The 24,871-nt window shown below is 63.4% G+C and carries 21 protein-coding genes; 1 reads left to right on the forward strand and 20 read right to left on the reverse strand.

The window, feature by feature from the left end; translation table 11 throughout:
* From DMP11_RS01390 to DMP11_RS01460, 15 genes are all read right to left on the reverse strand, one after another.
* The gene (locus DMP11_RS01390; protein WP_123184694.1) at positions 1–651 is read right to left on the reverse strand and encodes a 4Fe-4S dicluster domain-containing protein; all 651 of its coding nucleotides are present in this window, start codon (positions 649–651) and stop codon (positions 1–3) included.
* 54 nt (positions 652–705) lie between these two features.
* On the reverse strand, positions 706–1,428 hold the full coding sequence (locus DMP11_RS01395; RefSeq protein ID WP_214646967.1) for a TorD/DmsD family molecular chaperone: 723 nt from the start codon (positions 1,426–1,428) through the stop codon (positions 706–708).
* Between the two features lie 51 nt (positions 1,429–1,479).
* Complete coding sequence (locus DMP11_RS01400) at positions 1,480–2,304, reverse strand: hypothetical protein (protein WP_123184695.1); 825 nt, start codon at positions 2,302–2,304, stop codon at positions 1,480–1,482.
* Positions 2,305–2,764: 460 nt separating this feature from the next.
* Positions 2,765–3,757 carry a ketol-acid reductoisomerase gene (gene ilvC / locus DMP11_RS01405; RefSeq protein WP_123184696.1) on the reverse strand — a complete coding sequence of 331 codons (993 nt, stop codon included), beginning with the start codon at positions 3,755–3,757 and terminating at the stop codon, positions 2,765–2,767.
* A 69-nt stretch (positions 3,758–3,826) separates the two neighbouring features.
* Complete coding sequence (gene ilvN, locus DMP11_RS01410; RefSeq protein ID WP_123184697.1) at positions 3,827–4,309, reverse strand: acetolactate synthase small subunit; 483 nt, start codon at positions 4,307–4,309, stop codon at positions 3,827–3,829.
* A gap of 3 nt (positions 4,310–4,312) precedes the next feature.
* A complete protein-coding gene (gene ilvB, locus DMP11_RS01415) occupies positions 4,313–6,301 on the reverse strand; it encodes a biosynthetic-type acetolactate synthase large subunit (RefSeq protein ID WP_123184698.1) in 1,989 nt (662 codons plus the stop codon).
* Positions 6,298–7,965 carry a dihydroxy-acid dehydratase gene (gene ilvD, locus DMP11_RS01420; RefSeq protein ID WP_183621448.1) on the reverse strand — a complete coding sequence of 556 codons (1,668 nt, stop codon included), beginning with the start codon at positions 7,963–7,965 and terminating at the stop codon, positions 6,298–6,300. Before ilvD ends, ilvB begins: the two co-directional genes overlap by 4 nt.
* Before the next feature lie 493 nt (positions 7,966–8,458).
* A complete protein-coding gene (locus DMP11_RS01425; protein WP_123184700.1) occupies positions 8,459–9,748 on the reverse strand; it encodes a Ni/Fe hydrogenase subunit alpha in 1,290 nt (429 codons plus the stop codon).
* 42 nt (positions 9,749–9,790) lie between these two features.
* On the reverse strand, positions 9,791–10,558 hold the full coding sequence (locus DMP11_RS01430) for an NADH-quinone oxidoreductase subunit B family protein (protein WP_123184701.1): 768 nt from the start codon (positions 10,556–10,558) through the stop codon (positions 9,791–9,793).
* Positions 10,559–11,470: an FAD/NAD(P)-binding protein gene (locus DMP11_RS01435; protein WP_123184702.1), complete on the reverse strand. Its 912-nt coding sequence runs from the start codon at positions 11,468–11,470 to the stop codon at positions 10,559–10,561.
* A gap of 4 nt (positions 11,471–11,474) precedes the next feature.
* A complete protein-coding gene (locus DMP11_RS01440) occupies positions 11,475–12,500 on the reverse strand; it encodes a 4Fe-4S dicluster domain-containing protein (RefSeq protein WP_123184703.1) in 1,026 nt (341 codons plus the stop codon).
* Positions 12,501–12,626: 126 nt separating this feature from the next.
* Positions 12,627–13,418: a ribonuclease HII gene (locus DMP11_RS01445; RefSeq protein ID WP_235869359.1), complete on the reverse strand. Its 792-nt coding sequence runs from the start codon at positions 13,416–13,418 to the stop codon at positions 12,627–12,629.
* 206 nt (positions 13,419–13,624) lie between these two features.
* Positions 13,625–13,972 carry a 50S ribosomal protein L19 gene (rplS, locus tag DMP11_RS01450; protein ID WP_123184704.1) on the reverse strand — a complete coding sequence of 116 codons (348 nt, stop codon included), beginning with the start codon at positions 13,970–13,972 and terminating at the stop codon, positions 13,625–13,627.
* A 165-nt stretch (positions 13,973–14,137) separates the two neighbouring features.
* The gene (locus tag DMP11_RS01455) at positions 14,138–14,467 is read right to left on the reverse strand and encodes an AzlD domain-containing protein (RefSeq protein WP_123184705.1); all 330 of its coding nucleotides are present in this window, start codon (positions 14,465–14,467) and stop codon (positions 14,138–14,140) included.
* A complete protein-coding gene (locus tag DMP11_RS01460) occupies positions 14,464–15,231 on the reverse strand; it encodes an AzlC family ABC transporter permease (RefSeq protein WP_214646966.1) in 768 nt (255 codons plus the stop codon). Before DMP11_RS01460 ends, DMP11_RS01455 begins: the two co-directional genes overlap by 4 nt.
* A 159-nt stretch (positions 15,232–15,390) precedes the next feature.
* Between DMP11_RS01460 and DMP11_RS01465 the strand changes: the two genes are divergently transcribed.
* Entirely contained in the window at positions 15,391–15,744 is a 354-nt protein-coding gene (locus tag DMP11_RS01465; protein ID WP_123184706.1) for a hypothetical protein, read from the forward strand.
* 142 nt (positions 15,745–15,886) lie between these two features.
* On the opposite strand, the gene DMP11_RS01470 is transcribed toward DMP11_RS01465, so the two are convergent.
* The 5 genes from DMP11_RS01470 to glyS all read right to left on the reverse strand — a co-directional run bounded on the left by DMP11_RS01470 (position 15,887) and on the right by glyS (position 24,862).
* The gene (locus tag DMP11_RS01470; RefSeq protein WP_123184707.1) at positions 15,887–16,930 is read right to left on the reverse strand and encodes a deoxyguanosinetriphosphate triphosphohydrolase; all 1,044 of its coding nucleotides are present in this window, start codon (positions 16,928–16,930) and stop codon (positions 15,887–15,889) included.
* A 72-nt stretch (positions 16,931–17,002) separates the two neighbouring features.
* Positions 17,003–18,289: an S-methyl-5-thioribose-1-phosphate isomerase gene (mtnA, locus tag DMP11_RS01475; RefSeq protein ID WP_214646965.1), complete on the reverse strand. Its 1,287-nt coding sequence runs from the start codon at positions 18,287–18,289 to the stop codon at positions 17,003–17,005.
* Positions 18,290–18,643: 354 nt separating this feature from the next.
* Positions 18,644–21,361, reverse strand: coding sequence for a pyruvate, phosphate dikinase (ppdK, locus tag DMP11_RS01480; protein ID WP_123184708.1), 2,718 nt, complete (start codon positions 21,359–21,361; stop codon positions 18,644–18,646).
* Positions 21,362–21,515: 154 nt separating this feature from the next.
* The gene (locus DMP11_RS01485; protein ID WP_123184709.1) at positions 21,516–22,400 is read right to left on the reverse strand and encodes a pyruvate, water dikinase regulatory protein; all 885 of its coding nucleotides are present in this window, start codon (positions 22,398–22,400) and stop codon (positions 21,516–21,518) included.
* Positions 22,401–22,783: 383 nt separating this feature from the next.
* Entirely contained in the window at positions 22,784–24,862 is a 2,079-nt protein-coding gene (glyS, locus tag DMP11_RS01495; RefSeq protein ID WP_123184711.1) for a glycine--tRNA ligase subunit beta, read from the reverse strand.
* Positions 24,863–24,871: the final 9 nt, after the last annotated feature.

Genomic DNA, 24,871 nt, shown 5'->3' on the forward strand with positions numbered 1-24,871 from the left:
TTACTGAATGGGCTCGACGATGATGGCGCGGCGGTTGGCGCCGGCGGTGATGGAACCGTTCTGCATGGAAACGCAGACGCTTTCGCAGGCACCGCAGCCGTTGCACTTGTCGTCGATCACGTAGGGACGGTTGTTTTCATCCAGCTCGATGGCGTCGTACTCGCAGGCGTCGTAGCAGAAACGGCAGCCGATGAGGCGGTAGGCCAGGCAGAGGTCGGTGTCCAGATCGGCCAGGCCCAGCAGGGTGTTCTCGGCCGTGGCGCCCTGGGGCAGTTCCAGCGCTTTGGTGGGGCACACCTTCACGCACAGCGGATCGCCGCCGTTCTCTTCCTTACACCAGTCGCACCAGTCCTGGCTGTAGGTCATGACCGGGGTGCGCATGTTCAAGATGCCGTTCTCGATGTGAGCAGGAGCGATGACGTTGCGGGGGCACACCTCATAGCACTTCTCGCAATGGATGCAAGCGGAAACCAGCTGATCCTCGTTCTGGCCTCCCGGAGGGCGCACCAGCGGATCGGAGCCGACATAGCGCACAGCGCCAAGGCCGCAAAGAACCGCAGTGCCTCCTAACCCCACTAACAGCGAGCGCCGAGAAATGACGCCGCTCGAACCCTCCTCTACGGGAGCGTTCTTCTCTTTTTGCTCGGTCATGGCTCCTTCTCCTCTCCCTAAACGAATAGGTTCCCGACTCCCAGCAAATTATTTCTACGCCTGCAGCAAGTCCTGCAGGAACTCGAAATCAACGGTCATGAATCCGTCGGTCAGGCTGGCCAGGCCCCGGTACAGATCCGTCTTGGCGAAACGACGCATGTCGGAGGTCATCATGGGCACCCAGGCCATCAGGTGGTCCTCCAGGAAGTTCTTCTGGGTGGTGAGCAGCTCGATGGCGGCGTCCTCGTCGCCGGCCTTCAGCGCGTCCACGGTGCGGTTGGCCAGGATTTGCATGAACTCCAGTTCCAGCGCCAGGTGGTCTTCCGCCTCTTTCCAGGTTTCCTGCTTGTCCAGCCCCTGGCTGCGGTAGATGGCCAGCACCTCGTCGCGGGCGTCCTGCATCATCAGGCGCTTCTCGGAGGTGTACACCGACTCGTACGGGTAAGCGGCCGAGAAGGCGTCCACGCCGTGGCCGATGAAGGTGCGCACGTAGTCGATGGCCAAATCGGTGATGGTGTTGCCCCAGGTGTTGGAAAGGAAGGTGGCAATGAGGCGGTAGCCCTCGTCTACCTGGCTGTTGCCGGTGGCGGCGGGGAAGCGCATGCCCTTCATTTCCTTCAGGAACTCCTCATCCACCTCAACGCGGTACAGGCGGGACAGCAGGCCGTAGGTAGCGGAACGCTGCTCGGTGATGGAGATGAGGGCCGCTTTGGTCTCCTCGTCCATCGGCTCGTCAACTTCGGTTTCCTCCACGATTTCAGTGATTTCTTCAGTCATTTGATATGCATCCTTTTCTCAAGGGAACAAGTTTCGGGAAGGTTCCGCGCTCTAAGCGTCGGCGTTCTCGGCCTCATCGCCGCCCTGGGTCGCCATCATTTCCTTCACGATGGCCAGGCCCTCGCGGCCGATTTCAGTAGTGGTCCAGGTGTCGGCCCACTCCAGCGCATCGCACTTCTCCAGCTTATCGATGAAGTGCGGCGCGTACAGGCGCGGCTTTTGCACCAGCGGATCGTCGTCCACCTGGGCGTTGATTTCCTTCACGGTCTTGCCGTCCTCGCAGATGGTGAGGATGCGCTCGTAAATGGGAAGGTAAAGGGTGTCCTGCTCCAGGATGTCGCGCAGGCGGTCCAGCGGACGGTCGGAATCCAGGTACTCGGCCCCCTCCTCGGTGATCACCCAGTAAATCTCGGGCGGATCCACCGGCTGGAGATACTCCACACCGTCGATTTCCACGATTTCCGGCTCGTTGTGGATGTTCTCGTAGGGCTCGCCCTCTTCGGTGACGCGGGTGATGGCGCCCGCCTGCTCCAGCAGGGCGGACAGGTTGCCGGAAGAGTACACCGAGAAGTTGTGGGCCTGCAGCTCGTCCACTTTGGCTTCAAGCGCGGTGGTGGATTGCGGGGTTTCCACGAAGGCGAGGATGCCCAGCAGCGTCTTGCGGCGCGGGGCCATCGACTTGAACAGGTTCTGGATGCGCTCGGCGGCAGGAATTTCCGGAACCGCTATCTCCTCAGCGGCGTGCTCCTCCCCCAGATAGCCCTCGATGCCAACGTAATCGTCGTCATCTTCCTCCGGTTCAACTTCATCCAGTGGGTTGTAGTCCTCGAAATCGGACTCAAGATCTAGTTCAAGAAAAGAATTATCGTTCGTCACAATAACCGCCCCTCTAAATAACGTTTGACAAATACCTTGCGCATTAAAGCACAAAGTGGTGACCCGCGCCCCCGCGGACCAACTTTTGCAAACATTATCCGTGCGATTACTTCGAACGGTTTCCCCAACGGCAATGGTAGCAGAGGTTTCACCCCTGTCAAGCAACCCCTCGCCGCGCGGCCCGTTTACCCCCGCCGCGCAACGAAAGGCGAATCAAGCACGCAGGCAAACAGCGCCCTTCGGGCAGAGCCCGCCCATGACATTAACCCCGTCCCCCTGTCATCAAGCCTTGCCGGTTGACACGCAAGTAGCCGAGGGTTTCCCAGGTGCCCCGGATTGGCCCGAAGGGCAGCCGAGCGGCCTTCGGGCCGTGAGGGCAAGCCCTGAGCGCCAAGGCGGGGCGCATGGGGAATCCTCGGCGGACGAGGGGTTCCGGTGGCCGACAGGCCACCGGAACAACCTACTTAACCCAGGTGAACATGGAGCGGATCTTCTCTCCGGTCTTCTCGATTTCGTGGTCGTTGATGGCTTCGCGCTGCTCGATGAGCCACTTGTGGTTGTTGTTGCAATCGGCCACGAACTCCTCAGCGAAGCTGCCGTCCTGGATGCGGGCCAAAATTTCGCGCATGGCCTCGCGGGACTGCTCGTTAATCACCTTCGGGCCGGCGTAGTACTCCCCGTACTCGGCGGTGTTGGAGATGGAGTAGTTCATGAAGTGGATGCCGCTCTCGTACATGAGGTCAACGATCATCTTCATCTCGTGGTAACACTCGAAATACGCCAGCTCGGGCGGATAACCGGCCTCCACCAACGTCTCGAAGCCAGCCTTCACCAGCTCTACGAGGCCGCCGCACAGCACCGCCTGCTCGCCGAAGAGGTCCTCTTCGGTCTCCTCCTTGAAGGTTGCCTTGATGATGCCGCTGCGGGCACCGCCCACGCCCCAGGCATAAGACAGGGCGATGTCCCAGGCATCCCCGGTGGCGTCCTGCTCAACGCACACCAAATCCGGCACGCCGGAGCCCTCCGTGTACTGGCGGCGCACGATGTGGCCGGGGCCCTTGGGGGCGCACATGATCACGTTCACCGTCTCGGGCGGGGTGATGTAGCCGTAGTGGATGTTGAAGCCGTGGGCGAAGGCCAGAGTATCGCCGTCTTTCAGGTGCGGGGCAATGAACTCCTCGTACACCTGGGGCTGCAGCTCGTCGGGCACCAAGATCATGATGAGGTCGGCCTCCTCGGCGGCGGTGTCCATGGTCATCACCTTCAGGCCCGCTTCTTCCGCCTTGGCCCAGGAGGACGAACCCTCGCGCAAACCCACCCGCACGTCAACGCCGGAGTCCTTGAGATTCAGGGCATGGGCGTGGCCCTGGGACCCGTAGCCGATCACCGCCACCTTCTTGTTCTTGATGATTTCCGGATTCACGTCCTCTTCGTAATAGATTGTCACAGCCATGGTGTTCGCTTTCCTTTCGTCTCGGCTGATTGCGTTTTCTATAATCACGGGCGCCCGGCCCGGTGATGCCTATTCCTTCGAGCTGCGGCTCATGGCGATGGTGCCGGTGCGCACTGTCTCCTTGATGCCGTAAGCCCGCAGCAAGTCCTCCAAACCCTTCAGCTTCGGCCCGTCGCCAGTGGCCTCGATGGTAAGGGAATTGCGCCCCACGTCAACAATCTTCGCCCGGAAAATGTTGGCGATCTCTATAATCTCGCTGCGCCGTTCGGGGCTGGCGTTCACCTTGTACAGCACCAGTTCGCGGTCGATGGCGTTGTCGTTGGTGAGGTCGGTGATCTTGTGCACGCTTATCAGCTTGTGAAGCTGCTTGGTAATTTGCTCGTAGGCCACATCGTCGGCCACCACGATGGCGGTCACCCGCGACATGGTGGGGTCTTCGGTGGGGCCCACCGACAGCGACTCGATGTTGAAGCCGCGGCGGGAAATGAGGCCAGTGACGCGGGACAGCACGCCCGGCTTGTTCTCCACCAGCACTGAGAGCACGTGGTACATCCTCTATGCCTCCTCTCCCGCTTCAGGGGCCGTCTTCTGGGCAAGCCCCGCCGCTTCGGCCGCGCTGCGCTCCATCCGCTGCCCCACATCTTCGGGGTTGAATTCCCAGCGGCCGCCGAACTGGGCGTCCAGCTGGGCGCACGGGGAAACGGTGGGGGGCTTCTGGGCGCCGGCGGGCATGTCGGTGCGCACCGCCCCCACCGCCACGTCGATGGCCCCCATGATGTTGTCCAGCGCAGCGCCGGGGGCCACCATGGGATACACGTTCTGCTCACGGGAAATGGCCACGTCCAAAAGGTAGGGCCCCTCGCTTGCCAGCATCTCGTCAAGGGCGGCGTCCACCTGGGCCGGGTCGGCGATGCGCCTCCCCTGCCAACCGTAGGCGTCCGCCAGCTTCACGAAGTCGGGCACCGGTTCTAGCAGCGTTTGGGAATAGCGCTTGTCGTAGAACAGCTTTTGCCACTGGTGCACCATCCCCAAGCAGCGGTTGTCCAAAATGAGCACCTTCACGTTGGCCCCGTTGATGGAGGCGGTGGCCATCTCCTGGCTATTCATCTGGAACGACCCGTCGCCGGCGATGCACACCACCGTTTTGCCCGGATGGGCCACGGCGGCACCGATGGCGGCGGGGAAACCGAAGCCCATGGTGCCCAGGCCGCCGCTGGACAGGAAGCTGCGGGGCACCTCGCGATCCACGAATTGATGGGCCCACATTTGATGTTGCCCCACCTCGGTGGTGACGATGGACGCCCGTGGATCCAGCTTGTCCGACAGCTTCTTCAGCACCACCTCGGGCACGATCTCGTCGGTGGCGTCCCCCACGTTGGGATGGTAGAAGGGATAGCGCTCGTGCCATTTGCCGATGCGCTCCAGCCATTCCGAATCGGCCGGCGCCGCGCCGTCTTTGCGCAGCTGTTCCACCATGGCAGCCAGCACGCCCTTCAAATCGCCCACGATGGGCACCTGCGCCTCCCGCACCTTGCCGATTTCAGCGGGGTCGATGTCGATGTGGATCACCTGCGCGAACGGGGCGAACTCAGAAAGCCGCCCGGTAACCCGGTCGGAGAAGCGGGCACCGCAGGTGATGAGCAGATCGCACTCGGTCATGGCCAAGTTGGAGTACTTCGCCCCGTGCATGCCCACCGCCCCCAAATTCAACAGATGGCTGGCGGGAACGCCCCCTTTGCCCATGAGGGTGGTGACCACCGGTATCTGCATCAGGGAAGACAGCGCCACCAGCTCCTCCGACGCGTTGGCGCTTATCACGCCGCCGCCCACGTACAAAAGCGGCCGCTTCGAGGCCTCGATCAACTTGCATGCGGCGCGCACTTGCTTGGCGTTGCCGCGGTAGGTGGGCTTGTAGGAGGGCAGGTTCACCTCGTCCGGGTACTCGAACACCATCTTGGCCCCTGCCAAGTCGCTGGGAACGTCGATGAGCACCGGGCCCGGCCGGCCGGTGACGGCGATGTGGAAGGCCTCGCGGATGGTGCGGGTGAGCTCGTCGGTGGACTGCAGCAGAAACGAGTGCTTCACCACCGGCATGGTGATGCCCACGATATCGGACTCCTGGAACGAATCGGTGCCGATAACGGCACGGGGCACCTGACCGGTAATCACCACCAGGGGCACCGAATCCATGTAGGCGGTGGCGATGCCGGTAACCGTGTTGGTGGCGCCGGGGCCGGAGGTGACGATGGCCACGCCGGGGCGCCCGGTAGAGCGGGCGTAGCCATCGGCCATGTGAACGGCCCCCTGCTCGTGGCGGGCCAGCACATGGTTAATCTGCCGGGAATCGTAGAGGGCATCGTAGAGCTTGATGGCCTGGCCGCCGGGATAGCCGAAAACGGTGTCCACCCCTTCCGCCTCCAGAGAGGCCACCACCGCCTCGGCTCCCAGCATGGTTTTCCCCTGCTTCGGGGTTTTAGAGCCGGCGCCGCGCGGAGCCCCCACTGCGGCGGCAGTGCGCCGCGGTTCGCTTACGGAATTGCTCATGAAACGTACGCTCCTTCATCGGCCGAGGAAACCATCTTCGCGTATTTGGCCAGCACCCCGTGGTTGTGCTTGGGGGCCGGCGGCTGCCAAGCGGCACGGCGCGCCTCCAGTTCTTCTTCGGAAACGTTCAAGGTAAGCGCGCCCCCTTCGATGTCCACCGTCACCGAATCCCCTTCCTGGATAAGCGCGATGGGGCCTCCGGCCGCCGCTTCAGGGCTCACATGCCCCACCGCCGGGCCCTTGGTGGCGCCGCTGAAGCGGCCGTCGGTGATCAGCGCCACGCTGGAAGAGAGCCCCATGCCGCAGATGGCAGAAGTGGGGGTGAGCATTTCCCGCATGCCGGGGCCGCCCTTGGGGCCCTCGTAGCGGATGACCACCACGTCGCCGCCGTCGATGGCGCCCCCGTTGATGGCGGCGCAGGCTTCCTCCTCGCTGTTGAACACCCGGGCCGGGCCGGTGTGCCTCATCATGGAAGGGTCAACCGCCGCCTTTTTCACTATGGCCCCGTTCGGAGCGATGTTGCCGTGCAGCACCTTCAACGCGCCCTGGGGCGAAAAGGGGTTGTCGGCCTTGCGGCACACTTCCCCGTCGGCCGGTTTGCAGCACTTCTCCAAATACTCCGGCAAGGGGCCCACACAGGTAAGCGCGCTCTGATCCAAAAGCCCCAGCTGCGCCAGCTCGCCCATCACCACCGGCACGCCCCCCACCTGGTACAGGTCGATGAGCGGCCGCGGCCCGGAAGGCTGCAGCTTCACCAGGTGCGGAGTGCGCGCGCTGGCCGCCTCCCAGTCGTCCATGGTGATGGGGCAGCCGGCCGCTTTCGCGATGGCGGTGAGGTGCAGCACCGTATTGGTGGAGCCGCCGAAGGCCATGTCGCATTCCATCGCGTTGTGCACGGCGGCGCCGTTTAGGATATCGGTGAGGCGCACGCCCTTCTCCACCAGCTCCATCACCTTCATGCCGGCGTGCTTGGCCAGCCGCAGCCGCTCGGAGTACACGGCGGGAACGGTGCCGTTGCCCGGCAGCGCGATGCCCAGCGCCTCGCAGAGGCAGTTCATGGAGTTAGCGGTGAACATGCCCGAGCAACTGCCGCAAGTGGGGCAAGCAGTGTTCTCGTAATAGGCCAGATCAGCCTCGTCCATGGCGCCGGCCGCCACCTTGCCCGCCCCGTCGAACAGGGTGTTGAGGTCGGTGGTGGGGCCGCAGCCGCCCGGCTGCACTCCCGGCAGCATGGGGCCACCGGACACGAACACCGTGGGAATGTTCACCCGCAGCGCCCCCAGCACCATGCCGGGCACGATCTTGTCGCAGTTGGGTATGCACACCAGGCCGTCGAAGGCGTGGCCCTGCACCGCGCACTCCAGCGAATCGGCCACCACTTCCCGCGATACAAGCGAGTAATGCATGCCGTCGTGGTTCATGGCAATGCCGTCGCACACGCCGATGGTGGAAATCTCGAAGGGAACGCCGCCGGCCATGCGGATGCCCGCCTTCACGGCATCGGCTATCTTGTCCAGTTCGGTATGGCCGGGAATGATGTCGTTACGGGAGTTGAGCACCGCGATGAAGGGGCGCTCCATCTCCTCATCGGTTATGCCGTCAGCCTTCAGCAGACTGCGGTGGGGGGCACGGGCCACTCCCCTTTTTATCTGATCCGATCGCACGCATCCGTCCTTTCTCTTGCGCCCCTTCCGAATTCGCCCATAAAAAACCTGGCGCCAAGCCGGCCCAGGTTGCCTCATGCAAAAACAAAACGCCCGAAAGGTGCGCAACGTTAACGGAGTTACCGGATCGGCTTTACTGGCCCCAGCGCCCCGGCGGTAAGCCTGCGAACGCTTAGGTTTTCTCAGCTGAACTGCTCGGAGGTGGCATTCGGAACGCCCGCTGCCGGCTTGCAGCAACCGCCGGCTCTCTTGAAACGGGTTAGCCCCTACTATCCTCTTCATCGCATTTGGAATATGAAGTTGTTGTGGGCAGTATACGCCGACGCCGCGATGCCGCAAGAACTTTTTTGCGAACGGTTTTCGCGAAACCGCCGCGAAGATTCGGCTGCAGCTTAGGCAGAGACAGAATCTCTGCCCTACGAAGAAACCGGACCGCGAACAAACAGTGCAGACCGGCTGATTCGAGGGCTCGCGGATACTCCGCAGACGGTGTTTAGTGAACGCTGCAGGAGAGGCAGGGGTCGTAGGCGCGCACCAGCTTTTCCACCTCCAGCTTGATGGCCGCAGAGCTGCGGCCGGCGTCGGCGAAAGCCTGGGCCACTTCCGCCATGTCGGATTCCATGTTGGCGATGTTCTGGGCCGTGGGAGTGAGGATGTTGGCGCTGCGCACCCGCCCTTTGCCATCGAGGGTGATCCGATGGAACAGCGCGCCGCGCGGCGCTTCCGTGAATCCCACGCCGCTGCCTTCCCGCACCTCGAAGGACACCGGGGCGCTGCCGCCTTCGTACTCGTCGGCGGCAAGGCGGCGGCAAATGGTGGCACAACGGTCAAGGGCGTCCAGCAGCTCCACCGCTTGGGCAACGTTGTTCATGAAAGGGTTGAGGTTCGGCGGCCGAAGCCCCGCCCGCGCGGAAGCGTAGCGGGCACGGCGCCCCAGCTGACCCCACGAGGCGTTGATGCGGGAAAGGGCAGAGGTCATGTAGGGCTTGCCGGTTCGGGCCGCCCGGGCCAAAAACGCCGCCGAGTGGCCGATGACGTATTCCTCTATCTCTTTCTCGGCGTCCTGGGCGGAGAAATCGTAACCGGCCCGCACGAAACGGGCGGTATCGCTGCCGCACACCGGATAGCCCTCCGGCGCCACCATGGCCAGGAAATCGCCCTCCGTCTGCAGATCCATCACCTCGAAGGAGGCGATGAGGTCCACCGCCTCTTCCGCAAAATCCATCGCAGCTTCCATTTTGTCCGCCAGCTTCAGGTACTCTTCCGCCCCCACCTCGTGGGTGAAACCGCCCACCACCGCGCAAATGGGGTGGATGGAGCGGCCGCCCACCTTGGTGCACAGCTCGTTGCCGAGCGCCTTGAGTGCCAGCGCGCCATCGTAGAGGGCGCGGTTTTCGGAGGCCAGGGGAAACACGCTCTTGTGGCCGAGGAAATCAGGAGTGGCGAACACGAACAGGTGGGTGGCGTGGTTCTGCAGGAACGACCCGTACAGCAAAAGCTCCCGCAGGGCGTTTGTGCGATCGCTCACCTCCACGCCGAAAATGCGCTCGATGGCCAAGATGTCGGTAACCGCATGGCTGGCAGAGCAGATGCCGCAGATGCGCGAGGCGATGTAGGGCACTTCGTCGAAGGGGCGCCCCACCACCATGGCCTCGAACAGGCGGGCCGATTCCACCACCTCCATCTGGCAACCGGTCACCACGCCGTCCTCCACGGTGAGGTGAATGTCGCCATGGCCCTCGATGCGGGCCACGTGGTCAACGTCTATCTTCATAACGGCCATGAGGTTCGGCTCTCTTTCTCGTGCGGCGGCATCGGCGGCGGGCTAGGCGCCCGCCTGCAATTCCACCGAGTTGAACAGCTGAAGGGCAGTGTTAAATCGGGCCTCCCCTATGCCGGCGTCTTGCGCCATGCGGCGAGCAGCGGCTACGTTGGCCTGGGGGGACAGCCCCGCGCACCCGTTGCAGGCGCGCCCCAGGTTGGGGCAGCGGGCACCGCAGCCGGCGCGGGTGACAAGCCCCATGCACAGCTGGCCGCGGCCGTAGAAGCAGCCGCGCTCGTTGCGCTTGCACTCGCCGCACAGGGTGGCGGTGGAGGGCAGCTTGTTGGAGCCCACGATGAAGCGGTGGAGGGCCGCCATGAAATCGGCCGGGTCGATGGGGCAGCAGCGCACCTCCCAATCCACCGGCACCACCTGGGAAATCGGCACCGGGCTGATCACGTTTCCAGCCGCTTGCGGCACCTGGGTCCCGTACACCGTTTGCAGATGATCGTCGAACTCCGGCGCTGCAATGCCGGGGATGCCGGCGGTAACCGCGCACGCCCCCAAAGCGATCACCACCGAGGCGCGGCGGCGCACCCGGCGCATGGTTTCCAGCGCCTCCTTGGTGGTGACGGCCCCTTCCACCACAGCGATGTCGAAGTCTTCCGGCAAGGGATCGGAAGACGCCAACTGCCAGTGCACCAATTCTATCTGGTCCAACAGGCTCAGCAGATGCGGCTCCATGTTGGTGATTTGCAGCTGGCATCCAAAGCAACTGGCCAGCCCGATGATAGCCACTTTGGGCCGTTTCCCGTGAAGTGTGCCGCTCATTTACATCGACCCCTGAATGTTCTTGGCCTCCCAGTAATTGAAAACCGGCCCATCGATGCAGCAGTACTGATGGCCTATCTGGCAATGGCCGCACTTGCCCATGCCGCACTTCATGTGGCGCTCGAAACTCATGTAGATGCGGTCGTAGGAAATGCCCTTGTTGCGCATCTCCTGCACCACGAACTTGTACATCACCGGCGGCCCGCACACGGCGCCGAAGGTGCGGTCGGGGTCAACCTCCAAATGCTGGAAGGGCTTGGTGACCAGCCCCACCTCACCATCCCACCCGTCGTCGGGGTGGTCCACCGTGAGGTACAGGTCGAAGTCTTTGCGATGGCGCCACATTTCGAACTGATCGCGGAACATCACCTCTTGAGGGCTGCGGGAGCCGTAAATGATGGTGACTTTCCCGAATTCGGAACGCTCGTCATGGATGTTGTTGATCAGCGACCGCAGAGGGGCGATGCCCAAACCGCCCGCCACCAGCAGCACATCGTGGCCCTTCATCATCTCGAAGGGGAAAGGGCGACCGTAGGGGCCGCGGATGCCCACGATGTCGCCGCACTGCATTTCATGGAGGCGCTGGGTGAACTCGCCGGCGCGCCGCACGCACAGCTCGATGAAGCCGCTTTTCGAAGGGCTGCTGGAAATGGAAATGGGTGCCTCCCCCACCCCGAACAGCGACAGCTCCACGAACTGCCCCGGCTGGTGATGGAAGGCGTTGCGGATATTCTCGTCGATGAAGCGGAACTCGAACAGCTTCTCGTGCTCGGTAAGGGTTTGGATGGAGGTAATGCGGGCCGGCCATGGACGGTAGGGATTGGCCGCTATCAGCTCTTCCCCGGTCATGGGCGCCCCGCCGTCGCGGTAGGGGCTCACCCGCAGCGCCTCGATTTCAGGAGTGGCGCTCATGGCCTCACGCTCCCTTCTCTTCAAAGAACTTGAGCACCTCTATGGGGGAAATGTGCGCTTTGCAGGCGCGCACGCAGCGGCCGCAGCCGGTGCACAGCATGCGGTCGTGGGTGGCCAGAAAGCCGTTCAGCTTGTGGTACATGCGGTGGCGCACCCGGTTGCGGTTGGAATCGCGGAAGTTGTGGCCGCCGGTGACCATGGCGAACTGCGGCGAGGTACAGGCGTCCCAAATGCGCTCGCGGCGTCCGGTTTTCCCATCGGGCCCCAACGTGTCGGCAATATCGAAGCAAAAACAGGTGGGGCACACGCTGGAGCAGGCGGTGCAGGCCAAGCAACGGCTGCCCAGCTCGTCCCAGAAGGGATCGGAGTGGAAGGCGTCCATCAGCATGGCGATTTCCTGCACGTCGGGAATCTCCTCGTTGAAGGATTCCTGCCGTTTGCGGGTGGCCTGGCGAAACGCGATGCGGTCCTCGTCGGTGGCCTCGCGCGGATTGCAGGCGGACTCCAAAACGTTGGCCGCCGTCACACTGCCGATGGAAACCAGATAGCGGCCGCCGATGTCCTGCAAGAACAAGTCGTAGCCGGTGCGCGCCTCATCCGCCTCCATGAGGTGGCAAAAGCAGCTTTCAGTGGGCGTGCAGCTGATGCCGATGATCAGCGTGGCCCCGCGGCGCGCCTCATAATAGGGATCGCGGTAGCGGCTGTCCTCGAACACCATGTCCAGGCTGTTCAGCGCATTGATGTCGCAAGCATGGGCGCCGAAAATCACCCGCGGCGTCACCTTTACCGTGAAGTCGGTCACCTCGTTGTTCAAGGCGTCGAACTTGAACAACGTCTCCCGCGGCGGCAGCACGTATTTTTTACAGGACGTGATGGTGGTGGGGTAATCCAGTTTGATCTCGTCGAACGAGGTCACCTTCTCAAAGGCGTAGCTGGCCCCCGATTCCACCGGAGCGATGACTTCGTAATCCTCCATGAATGCCTCGACCAGCGCCGGAAGCTCCTGGCTGTCGATAACGCGATAGAGCATGCCTTCACCCTTCGTCCATCCCGAACCCCGAACACGGCGTTTCGCCCATAGTAACCTATTGGAAACGAAGTGGCAGCCACGGGCCCGCCGCTGGGGCCAAAAGCACGGTGGCCTTCCTAGAGCCGCTCAGAACAGCGATTCCTGCAAAAACCCTTGGCAAAAGCTCACCCGGTGCACCGGGGAAAGCCCCAGCTGCCTGATGGCCTCGATGTGCTCGGCGCTGCCGTAGCCCTTGTTGCTGGCCAGGTGGTACCCGGGGAATTGCTCGTCCAAAGCGCGCATCAGCTCGTCCCGCTCCACTTTGGCCACGATGGAGGCAGCGGCGATGGAGGCGCACTTCGCATCCCCCTTCACCACGTTTTTCTCGCGGCGGTCGAAATGAAGCGGATTGCCGTCCAGCAGCGCCAGATCCACCGCAAGCCCCTGGGCCTCCAAAGCGGCCAGTGCCTGGGAAAAGGCGGTTTTCAGCGAGAAAGTCATACCGTGGGAATCGATGAACTCGGGAGGGATGAACTGCACCGTCCACCCAAGGGCCACCTCCTTGATGCGCTGCGCCAATTGGCGACGCACGGGCTCGGTCACTTGCTTGGAGTCGTTCAGCCCCGGAAGATCGGCCTTTTGCGGCAGCACCACCGCCGCAACCGCCAAAGGCCCCGCCACCGGGCCGCGCCCCACCTCGTCCAAACCAGCCACTACCTGGGCGCCCGCCTCCTGGGCCAACTGGTTCTGAAAGTCGAACAGGCCCTGCAGCCGCTGCTGCTCCGCCTGTTGCGCGGCAATGCGCTTCTCGGCGCTGGCAACAGCCGACAGCACCCCTTTGCGGGTTTCCGCAGCCAAACTCCGCTTGAGGGCCGCCAGCTCGGCGGCATCCGCCGCCGCCAGCCGCGCCTTCAACTCTGCCACCGTCAAGTCCAGCACCGCGCCCCGCCCTTTCCGTCAAAACCGGATCACCCGGTAAGTGTATCGCCCTTCGCACCCGCCACGCCCGCCAAACCGGCCCGGATGTCCCAGGCGCGCCTGAAATGCAAAAGGCCGCACGACGGTGCGGCCTCGCATGCCCCAGCCCCGGCAAATCCGGCACCCAGGCGCAAAAAAAGGCGGCCTGCAGGCCGCCTTCGCAAAGCTTAGCGGAAGGACTTCTCCTTGATCTTGGCGGCCTTGCCCACCTTGTCGCGCAGATAGTACAGCTTGGCGCGACGCACATCGCCCTGGCGCACCACTTCAATCTTGTCAATCTTGGGGGAATGCACCGGGAAGGTGCGCTCGACGCCCACGTTGAAGCTGATCTTGCGCACGGTGAAGGTTTCACGGGAAGACTCGCCCTGACGACGGATGACATCGCCCTGGAACACCTGGATACGCTCGCGGTTGCCCTCGGTGATGCGATAGTGAACGCGAACATTGTCGCCCACATGGAACTCGGGGACGTCCTGCTTAATCTGCTGCTGCTCGATGGCGCGAATGATATCCATGGTCGATTCCTTCTATATTGTCAGATTCTTACCTGCGTAAATTCCTGTAAACGCACGATTGGTTAGTTTAGCATCTGGCAATGCGGGTTGCAAGGGATTTTATATTACGTCCATTTCCCACCGCAGACGGCGGTTTTTGGCCTGCAACGGGCCGTCGAAGCCGCCCTAGCTCCCTATCGCCAGCAACAGTGCGAAGGCGGCCACGCCGGCCAGGGCGCTCCAGAGAAGCGACTTCGTCTTCAGGGCCACCGCCACAACGCAAACCGCTGCCGCAAACGGCGCCGCGGCCGGCCACAGGCCATCGGCGAACATACCCGGCTTCACCAGATCATTGGCCACCAGCGCCGCAAAGGCCGCAGGCGGAATGAACCCCAGCGCGCGGTTGAGCCCGTCGGGCAGCTCGCGCCCCTTCAGCAAGAACAAGGGCAGCACCCGGCAGGCGAGCATGGTAACGGCGCAGCAGCCGAACACGATCCAGAACTCAGTCCAGCTCACGAGCGCTCCCCTTCCCCGCCGGCGGAACCGTCCGGCAGCTTCGGCCCGTTGGTGGCATGGTAGGCAATGGCGGCCATTACGCCGATGAGGGCCCCGATGAGGATGGCCGGCCCCGTGAGCCCTAAGAGCTTCGCCAAATATACCCCCAGCATGGCACCGGCCATGGCCACAATGTTGGCGGGCACTAGTTTTTGGGTGACCATCAGGCAGATGAAGATAGAGGTCATGGCGAACGAGGCGATGTTCAGCGGAATGTCGAGGGCGCTTCCCACCAGCACCCCCGCCACTGTAGAAAGGGTCCAGGAGGTTTGGGAGAACAGGTTGAGCATAAGCGCCCGGTCTACCGACCAGTCGCCCTCCTCGAAACGCTTGGTGGAAACCCCATAGGTCTCATCGGTGACAGTGGCGGCAAAGAAGAACGCCAGGCGCTTGGAAACACCATCGCAGCACTTCGCAAACGATGCCGAGTAGAGCATTTGGCGGGTGTTCACCAACGACACGCTGGCCACGATGGAGGTTACCGACGAAGAGGCCAGGTACATGTTGGGAATCATGAACTGGCCGGCGCCTGAATAGAATAGGGCCGAGAGCAGGAACACCTGAAGCGCGTTCATGCCGATGGAGTCAGACAAGATGCCGCAGGGGATGCCGATGGCCACATAGCCCAGCATCACCGGAATGGCGGCGGAAAACGCATCTTTTATGTGGGCCCTCGTGAACACGGTGCCGTATTCTACCCCAACCGAGGCGGAAAGCGGCTCCATTTTCCCGCCGCAGCGGCGGTTGGCACCCCAGGTAACGGGGAGCAGCGAAAATGCCGCTCCTCCCCCGGCGGCAGCGGCGGTTTCGGTTACACTGGTACCATCGAAACCGGCCGAAGCCCGTTGCGCTTGCGGCCCCGAAAGCGGCAAAGGAGGTGGATTTTGGACCGTTCGCTTGAAGAGGCGCTGCGCCTGTACGAGGAAATGCCCCAGAAAACCCGGCAGATAAACGGCCTGGAATACCACCGCATCATCGCCAGCTACACCATGCCCATCACCTGCCGCAGCCTGGTGATGTGCGCCCTGCCCCGCCCGCCGTTCTCGCCGAAGGAGGCGGGGGATGTGGTGTACCTGGACGAGCTGGGCAACCGCTTCGCCTTCGCCGGCGTAGCGCTGCCGGACTTCCGCACGCTTTCCAAGAAAGACCGCAGCGCCCTGGTCACCGTGGCCCTGCGCCCCGCCTGCGCCAACGGCCCCATCGGCGAATGGATGACCGTGGTGCGCCCGGAGAAGTAAAGTTGCCGCCAGAAATGCCTTGAGGGCAGGATTCGCAGGGCGGACATTCTATGCCTCCCTAAGCTGCAGTCGAATGCAGGTTGTCAGTTGGCCAGAGATAGGATCCCTGGCCTGCGAGCAAATCGCCCGCAAGTCTTAGCCCCTAGAACGACAGGGTATTGGGCTCGAACAGCTGGCGGATTCGGCTTTTCGCGTAGCGGTCGGTCATGCCGGCGATGTAGTCGGAAACCGCCCGCAACTCGTCTCCGCCGGAAATGCTGTGGTACTCCTGCGGCACTTCATCCGGATGGGCAACGTAATAGTCGAACAGGGTGTTGATGAGCCGCGTGGCCTTGTCCACCTCTTCAAGCACCTCTGGCGCCATGTACACCTTCCTGAACAGGAATTCCCTGAGCTCCATCATGGCTTCCCACACATGCGGGGAAAGCCGGATGTCCCCTTCGCTGGCCGATGCGGTCACCATGTCGCTTACCAGCGTCTCGATGCGGGCCGAGTGGTTCTCCCCCAGCACGGCGTGGGTACTGGGGGGCAGCTGCCCTTCGGTGAGCAGCCCCGCGCGAATGGCGTCGTCGATGTCGTGGTTCACATAGGCGATGCGGTCGGCGGTGGCCACGATGCGCCCTTCGAGGGTTTCCGCGCGCACCTCGCCGGTATGGCACACGATGCCGTCCTTCACCTCGAAGGTAAGGTTGAGCCCCGCTCCGCCGTTTTCGATGAGCTCCACCACCCGCAGGCTCTGCTGGTTGTGGCGGTACAGCCCCTCTATTTCCGGATTGCTTGGAGCCATGCCTCGGTGGCGCCCGATGCAATGGGCCAGGGCGCTTTCACCGGTATGGCCGAAGGGGGTGTGCCCCAAATCGTGTCCGAGGGAAATGGCCTCGGTGAGGTCTTCGTTCAAGGCCAGCGCCCGGGCAATGGTGCGGGCAATCTGGGCCACTTCCAAGGTGTGGGTGAGGCGGGTGCGGTAATGGTCCCCCTGCGGCGCCAGAAACACCTGGGTTTTATGGGACAGGCGACGAAATGACTTGCAGTGGAGAATTTTGTCGCGGTCCCGCTGGAACTCGTTGCGCAGAAGGTCGGGGGCGGTGCTGCGCACCCTGCCTTCGCTTTCGCGCGACAAAGTGGCATCGGGGCACAAGAGCGTTGCCTCGCGGTCTTCCTGCTCACTTCGCCAAACCACTTCCATGAGCGTTCCTTTCTCGCCGGCACCAGGGCGTCAGCGGCGCCTGTCACCGCCCGCACATCGTCGACAGCGCTATCAGCTTAGCGCATTTGCCAGGTCATCGGGAGTGGAAACCCCGTCCTCTGTGATGATGGCCGCCACCAACTGCGCCGGCGTAACATCGAAGGCGGGATTGTCCACCTGCACCCCCGCTATCGGCCGGGGCAGCACTTCGGCAGCGTCCCGCCGTTCGATGACGATGGCCTCACCGGTTGCGATGGACGCGTCGATAGTCGAGCGGGGCGCCGCCACGTAAAACGGAATGCCGAAATGGCGGGCCAGCACCGCCACCCCCAAAGTACCTATCTTGTTGGCCACGTCCCCGTTGGCGGCAATGCGGTCGGCCCCCACCACAACAGCGTCTATCTTCCTGCTCGCCATCGTGGATGCGGCCATGTCGTCGCAGATGAGCGTCACCGGCACGCCGGCTCGGGAGAGCTCCCAGGCCGTGAGGCGCGCGCCCTGCCCCACCGGCCGCGTCTCATCGGCATACACCCGCTCAAGTTTTCCCTGTTCGAAAGCGGAATACACCACCCCAAGGGCAGTTCCGTAAAATGCGGTGGCCAAGCTGCCGGCATTGCAATGGGTGAGCACGGTGGCCCCGTGCGGCAAAAGCTCGGCGCCGTTGCGGCCGATGGCGCGATTTGCCGCCTCGTCTTCGCCGATCATGTCCCGGCACAGCCCATAGAGCGCGTCGGCCACGGCAGCGGGCCCCTCTCCCCCGTCTTGCACCATCTTCCGCGCCAACCGCAAGGCCCGCTTCACCGCCCAGGACAGGTTCACCGCCGTGGGCCGCGCGGCCGCAATCTGACGCCCGGCGAAATCCAGCCCCATGGAGAACAGCTCCGAATCGAAGCCGTCTTCGTCCAGCACGAAGGTGCGATGGCCATCAAGCGCCCGATGGACCGCATCGCTGCTTTCCGGCCGGTCGAAGAAATCCCCGGCCGCTTCGGCGGCGGCGCAGCCCTCTTGGCCCCGCCGCTGGCACATGAGGCAATCCGCCCCGGCAGCTGCGGGCACGTCGGCCCCATCGCCAGCTGGCGCTTCCAGCACCGGGGCCTTCCCCCCTGTGCCGCTGCCACCCCCGGCCGCCAAAAACTCCCAGGCCCGCAGCATCACCGCCGCCGCCCCGGCAACGCCGATGGCAGGGGCGCCGCGCACTGCAAGCGTCTTGATGGCGTCCACCACCGTGCGCCAATCGGAAGTCTCCAGGTAAACCTCCTCGTAGGGCAGCAATCGCTGGTCTATCATGCGCACCCGCGGCACGCCGGAAACCTTATGCACCTCTATGGTGCGCGGCAGGTTGTCCAGATTCAATGCCATGCCTCCTCCTGTTTCCGTAGTCCTTGATCCATCGTCGAACCATGTTCGACGCAAACGCCCCAATCTGGGAAGCTTATCGTAGGGCAGACATCCTATGTCTGCCTAGGCCGTAATCACAAGCAGGCCATCGGCTAGGCGGAGATAGAATATCTGCCCTACGAATTCACGAATCAGAACATACCCCCTGTTCTGCAAATCTATCAGGCTGGACATGCCCCCTGCCCTACGAATTCACCAGGCAGTTTTCCCGCAGTCATAAATACTGCAGGCACCTCCGTCCCCCGAAAGCAATGCAATTGCAAGAAGGGCCCCGCAATTGCGGGGCCCGTGCTCAGGCGACAAGCGCGCTGCAGCCTACTTCTGGGAAAGGGCCGCTTGGGCGGCGGCCAGGCGGGCCACCGGCACGCGGTAGGGGGAGCAGCTGACGTAATCCAGCCCGATGCCGTTGAAGGTGGCAATGGAGTCGGGATCGCCGCCGTGCTCGCCGCACACGCCACACACGATTTCGGGATTGCCCTCATGGCCCAGCTCAACGCCCATCTGCACCAGGCGGGCCACACCGGCGTCCACCGTGGCAAAGGGGTTGAAGGGCAGCAGGCGCTCAGAGAGGTACTGGGGCACGAACTCGCCCTCCACGTCGTCGCGGCTGAAGCCGAAAGTGGTTTGGGTGAGGTCGTTGGTGCCGAAGGAGAAGAAGTCCGCCACGCTGGCAATCTCGTCGGCAGTGACGGCGGCGCGGGGCAGCTCGATCATGGTGCCGATGGGAATCTCCAGCTCAACGCCTTCTTCCGCTTCCACCTGAGCGATGACCTTTTCGGCCAGGGCGCGCAGCTTGGCCAGTTCGGTAACCACCGAAACCAGCGGAATCATAATCTCGGGCTTCGGATCCAGCCCCTCCTTCTTCAAGCGGGCGGCCGCCGTGGCGATGGCGCGCACCTGCATAGTGGGCAGGATGGGGTACACGATGCCCAGGCGCACGCCGCGCATGCCCAGCATGGGATTCTGCTCGGCGAAAGAATCGATCTTGGCCATCAGCTCGCGCTTCTCCGCCACCAGAGCGGCATCAGTGCCGGCAGCCTCAAGGCGGGCAATCTCCACATCGAGGGCGCGGGCGCTTTCCAGGAACTCGTGCAGCGGCGGATCCAGCAAACGCACGATCACCGGCAGGCCGTCCATGGCCTTGAACATGCCGTAGAAGTCGTTGGTCTGCACCTCCAAAAGCTCGCGCACCGCTTCCTCGCGCACCGCTTCGTCCTCGTTCAGGATGAAGGTTTGGATGATCTGCTTGCGGTCGCCCAAGAACATGTGCTCGGTACGGCAAAGGCCGATGCCCGCCGCCCCGAAGCTGCGGGAGAGCTCGGCGTCCTCGGGGTTGTCGGCGTTGGCACGCACGCCCAAGGTGCGGAACTCGTCGGCCCACTCCAGGATGGCGTCCAAATCGCCGGTGATTTCCGGCATCACCAGGGAAACCGGCCCCAGCACCACGATGCCGGTGGTGCCGTCGATGGAGATGATGTCCCCCTCGCGAATCACGATGTCGGTGCCGGAGATGCGGGCCTCTTTGGCCTCGGCGTCGATTTTGAGCGCCTCCACGCCGCACACGCAGGGCGCGCCCATGCCGCGGGCGATAACCGCAGCATGGGAGGTTTTGCCGCCATGAGAGGTGAGGATGCCCTCGGCGGCAATCATGCCGGCCAGGTCGTCGGGGTTGGTTTCCCAGCGCACCAGCACGCAGTTACGGCCGGCCTCGTTGGCGGCCACGGCGTCGGCGGCCGAGAACACAGCTTCGCCCACCGCGGCACCCGGGCTGGCGTTCAGGCCGCGGGCCACCACGTCGTAGGTGGCGTTCTTGTCAAACTGCGGATGCAGCAGCTGGTCCAGCTGATCCGGCTCAACGCGCATGACGGCCTCTTCTTTGGTGATAAGGCCCTCTTTAACCATTTCGATGGCGATGTGCAGTGCGGCGGCGGCGGTGCGCTTGCCCACGCGGGTTTGCAGCATCCACAGCTTGCCCTGCTCGATGGTGAACTCGATGTCGCACATGTCGCGGAAGTGGTTTTCCAGCACCACGAAGATGTCCTCCAGCTGCTGCCCCGCCTCTTCCAGGCCCTCCACCGTTTTCAACTGAGCGATGGGGCTGGTGTTGCGGATGCCGGCCACCACGTCTTCGCCCTGGGCGTTCACCAGGTAGTCGCCGTAGAATTCCTTTTCGCCGTTGGCGGGATTGCGGGTGAAGGCCACACCAGTGGCGGAAGTGTTGCCCTTGTTGCCGAACACCATAGACTGCACGTTCACGGCAGTGCCCAGGTCATCGGCGATCTTGTTCTTCTGGCGGTACAGCACCGCGCGGGGGTTGTTCCAGGAACCGAACACCGCCTCGATGGCCAGCTGCAGCTGCAGGGTGGGGTCTTGCGGGAACTGCACCAGGCCGTCCACCACCAGCGACGGATAGGCCACCGGGTCCACGTTCTGGCTGAAGATGCCCTTGAACTCGGCCACCAGCTGCTGCAGGTCCTCGGCGGTCAGGTCGGTGTCGCTCTTCACGCCGCGCTCGTTCTTCATGGCGGTGATGGCGTTCTCGAACAGGTCGCCGTCCAGGCCCATCACCACGTTGGAGAACATCTGGATGAAGCGGCGGTAGGAGTCCCACGCGAAGCGGGGGTTCTCAGTTTGCTTGATAAGGCCGTTGATGGACTCGTCGTTCAGGCCCAGGTTCAGCACGGTGTCCATCATGCCGGGCATCGACATGGGAGCGCCGGAGCGCACCGAAACCAGCAGCGGGTCCTCGGCGTCGCCGATCTTCTTGCCCATGCGCTCTTCCAGGTCCGCCCGGTACTCGGCAATAGTGTCCAGAGCACCCTCCGGCCAGCTGTTGCCGCCGTTGGCGAATTCCATGCAGGTCTGGCAGGTAATGGTGAATCCCGGAGGAACGGGAAGTCCGATGTTAGCCATCTCGGCAAGGTTGGCGCCCTTGCCGCCCAGAACGGCCTTCATCTCGGTGTTGCCCTCGGTAACGTTGTTGCCGTTGGCGTCTTTGCCAAATGCATAGACGCGCTTAACTGCTTCGCTCACCTTGACTCCTTCGCATCGCGCCCGCACCGGGCGCATCCCTTGTGCGCACAGGGCCGAATGCCGGGAGAACACCCCGCTCAAGCTTCCCCGCGTCTTCCTTCCACTTCCCCGCCCGGGCAGTGCCCGCGGGAAAGCTCACCGCCATTGACAGCGATTACTCAATAATACCAGTTGGCGATGGATGGCACCGTTCGTAGTAACGCAAAATCTCCTGAGCGGTCTCCTCCACGGCTTTTTTCTCGGTGTGCACCACGATGCAGCCCAGCTTGCGCATAAGGGCACGGGCGCTTTCCAGATCCTGGTAGATGTACTCGATGTCGGCGTACTCTGCCGCCACGCCCCGGGCGTTGCCCAAGCGGCGGATGCGGATGTCGGAGAGCACTTCCGGCGTGGTCATCAGCCCGAAGATGCGGGTGGGGTCCACGTCGAAAAGCTCTTTCGGCACATCGGTGGTGGGATCGAGCGGGATGTTGGCCACCTTCAGCCCTTGCTGGGCCAGGAAAATGGACAGCGGCGTCTTCGACGAACGGCTTACCCCCAGAATAACCAAGTCGGCCCGAGTGATGTCTTGGGGATTGCGCCCGTCGTCGTGCTCGATGGTGAACTCCACCGCTTCGATGCGGCGGAAATAAGAAGCATCGGCCGCCCGCAGCGTGCCGGGCGTGCTGGTGGGCTGCATGCCGCTCAAATCGGAAATGGCCCGGATGGCGCCAGTCATGATGTCCACGCCCTCGATGTTGTCGCGCTGGGCGATGTAGGCGGAAAGCTCGTCGCGCATGTCGCTGTGCACCAGCGTGTAGAACACCAGCAACCGGTCGTCCCCCAGCGTGTCCACGTGGCAGGCCACGTGCTCTTCCAAGAACCGTTTGATCTCGGCAAATGATTTCACCTTCGGCAGAATCTCGATTTTCGGTTCCATCACCCCGAACTGGGCTGCCGCTGCCTTGGCCACCGCCTGGGCGGTCACGCCCACCGAGTCGGAAATGATGTGAATGGTGGGCATGCAAGCCGCCCGCTCCGCCGGAGTAAGGTTCTCCATCTTTCCCCCTTTGTTCTTGTTGTTACGTCAACGGAAGAAAGGGGCGGGGCATCCTGATTCGCTCAGACAGTCCTGCTCGCACGAAAGTGCCACTGGCACTTTCGGCTCGTGCGGAACTCGCTCGGTCAGAACACCCCGCCCCTTTCTAGACAACCGTCATCCACTCGCAGCAGACGACTCCCCTCATTTCAACCCGGAACCAAGTTATTGGCGCGGGGCGGAGAGGGTCCCGCGCGCAGTTCCGCACGACGAAAACGCGCCAGTGGCGCGTTTTCCAAAGCCCAGGACTGTTTGAGCACGGGCGCCCCCTCCGCCCCGCGCCCACCCGAGCGGCTTCAACCTGCATCCAGGATGTGCCGTTGACTCTGCCCAGGCGAGCGGTTTTACGCCAGGAGCGAGAAGTCGGCCACGGTGCTGAACACGCCCACCATGCGGTTGAGCAGCTTCAGGCGGTTCTCGCGGATGGCCGGATCCTCGTCCATCACCATCACTTCCTCGAAGAAGGCATCGATGGGAGCGCGCAGCGTGGCAAGTTGCGTCAGAGCTTCGGCGAAGTCGCCTTCGCGCATGGCCTTGCCCACTGTGGACTGGGCCGAGGTGACGGCGGCGGCCAAATCGGCCTCCACCGGCGTGAGCAAGTCGCGCTTGAAGGAAGTGCCCAGGGAGGCATCGCGCAGGTTGTTGGCGCGCGAGAAGGCAACGGCCAGATCTTCGAACAGCTCCGGCTGGTTCTTGCGGGCCTCTTCCAGGGCGCGCACCCGCTTGGCAATCTCCACCGGCTCTTCCACGCCCGTGGAAAGAACCGCCTCAATGGCCTCGGGGCTGGCGCCTTCGTCTTTGAGGATGGCCTTCAAGCGGCCGATGAAGAAGGCGATGATCTCGTCGCGCACGGCGCCGGAATCGAACTGCAGGCCGCCGCGGAAGTAGATTTCCAGCGAACCCTCCACCGCCTTCACCAGGCTTACCGGGAAGCCGGCGAACAAGATGGACAGCACGCCGATGGCAGCGCGGCGCAGCGCAAAGGGGTCGGAGGAGCCGGTGGGCGCCTGGCCGATGGCGAACAGGCCGCAGATAGTGTCCAGCTTGTCGGCCAAGGCCACCGCCTGGCCCACCTCGTCGGCGGGGATGGAGTCGCCGGCGAAGCGGGGCTTGTAGTGCTCGGCAATGGCGCGGGCCACCCGCTCGTTCTCGCCGGAGGCCAGGGCGTAGTAGGAGCCCATGACGCCCTGCACCGAGGTGAACTCGATCACGGCATTGGTTACCAGGTCGGCCTTGGACAGGTAGGCGGCGCGGGCGATGTCGCGGGCCTGATCGACGTACAGGTCGCCGTCGGCCACCAAGCGGGCGGTCATCTTCACCACGCGGGTGGTCTTTTCCAGCATGGTGCCCAGCGTTTCCTGGAAAACCACTTCGCTCAGGCGCGGCACGTACTTGTCCAGCGACTGCTTGCGATCCTCGTCGTAGAAGAACTTGGCGTCGTAGAGGCGGGCGGCCACCACGCGCTGGTTGCCCTCGATGATGTTGGCGCTGGCGGCCGGGTCGCCGTTGGAGACGATGATGAAGCGGTTGGTCAGCTTGCCCTGCTCGTCGTAGAGTGGGAAGTAGCGCTGGTGCATCAGCATGGCGTCCACGATGATCTCTTCCGGCACCTGCAGGAATTCCTCGTCGAAGGTGCCCATCAGCACGGTGGGATACTCGGAGAGGTTGATCACTTCGGTGAGGGTTTTCGCGGGAAGCTGCGCCGTGCAGCCGGTTTCCGCCTCGATTTTGGCCACGCCCTCGCGGATCGCCGCTTCGCGCAGCTGCTGGCTGGGCACCACGTAAGCGGCCTTCACCACATCGATCAGCTGATCGGCGGAGGGCACCTCGTGGGCGCCGGGAGCCAGCACGCGGTGGCCGAACGTGGCATTGCCCGCCTCAAGGCCGGCGAAGGAAACCGGCACCACCTGGGTGCCCAGAAGGGCCACTATCCAGCGCACCGGACGGGAGAACTGGGCCGAGGTGGTGCCCCAACGGCAGGACTTCGGCCAGGCCAGCTTGGCGATCACGCCCTCCAGCACCGCCGGCAAAAGCTCTGCCACCGGCTTGGAGGGAGTGTTCTTGGTGGCGAACACGTACTGCTCGCCGTTCTCGTCGCGCAGCTCCAACGCCTCTACCGTCACGCCCTTGCCGCGGGCGAAACCAGTGGCCGCCTTGGTGAAGTTGCCCTGGTCGTCGAAAGCGATCTTCGCCGAAGGGCCGCGGAAAACCTCGGTGAGGGCTTCGGTTTCGGTGGCCACATCAGCCACAATGGCGATCAGGCGCCGCGGGGTGGTGAAAATCTCCACCGTGCCGTGGGGGACGCCGGCGGCGTCCAGCGCCTGGGGCACCAGCGCCTCCAGCTGCTGGGTGGCGTTCTTCAAGTCGAACGCGGGGATTTCCTCGGTGCCAATCTCGAAGGCGAGGGTTTCGGTGTTAGCCACGGGAGGCCT

This window comes from Parvibacter caecicola (genome assembly GCF_003725335.1).
Lineage (GTDB): Bacteria > Actinomycetota > Coriobacteriia > Coriobacteriales > Eggerthellaceae > Parvibacter > Parvibacter caecicola.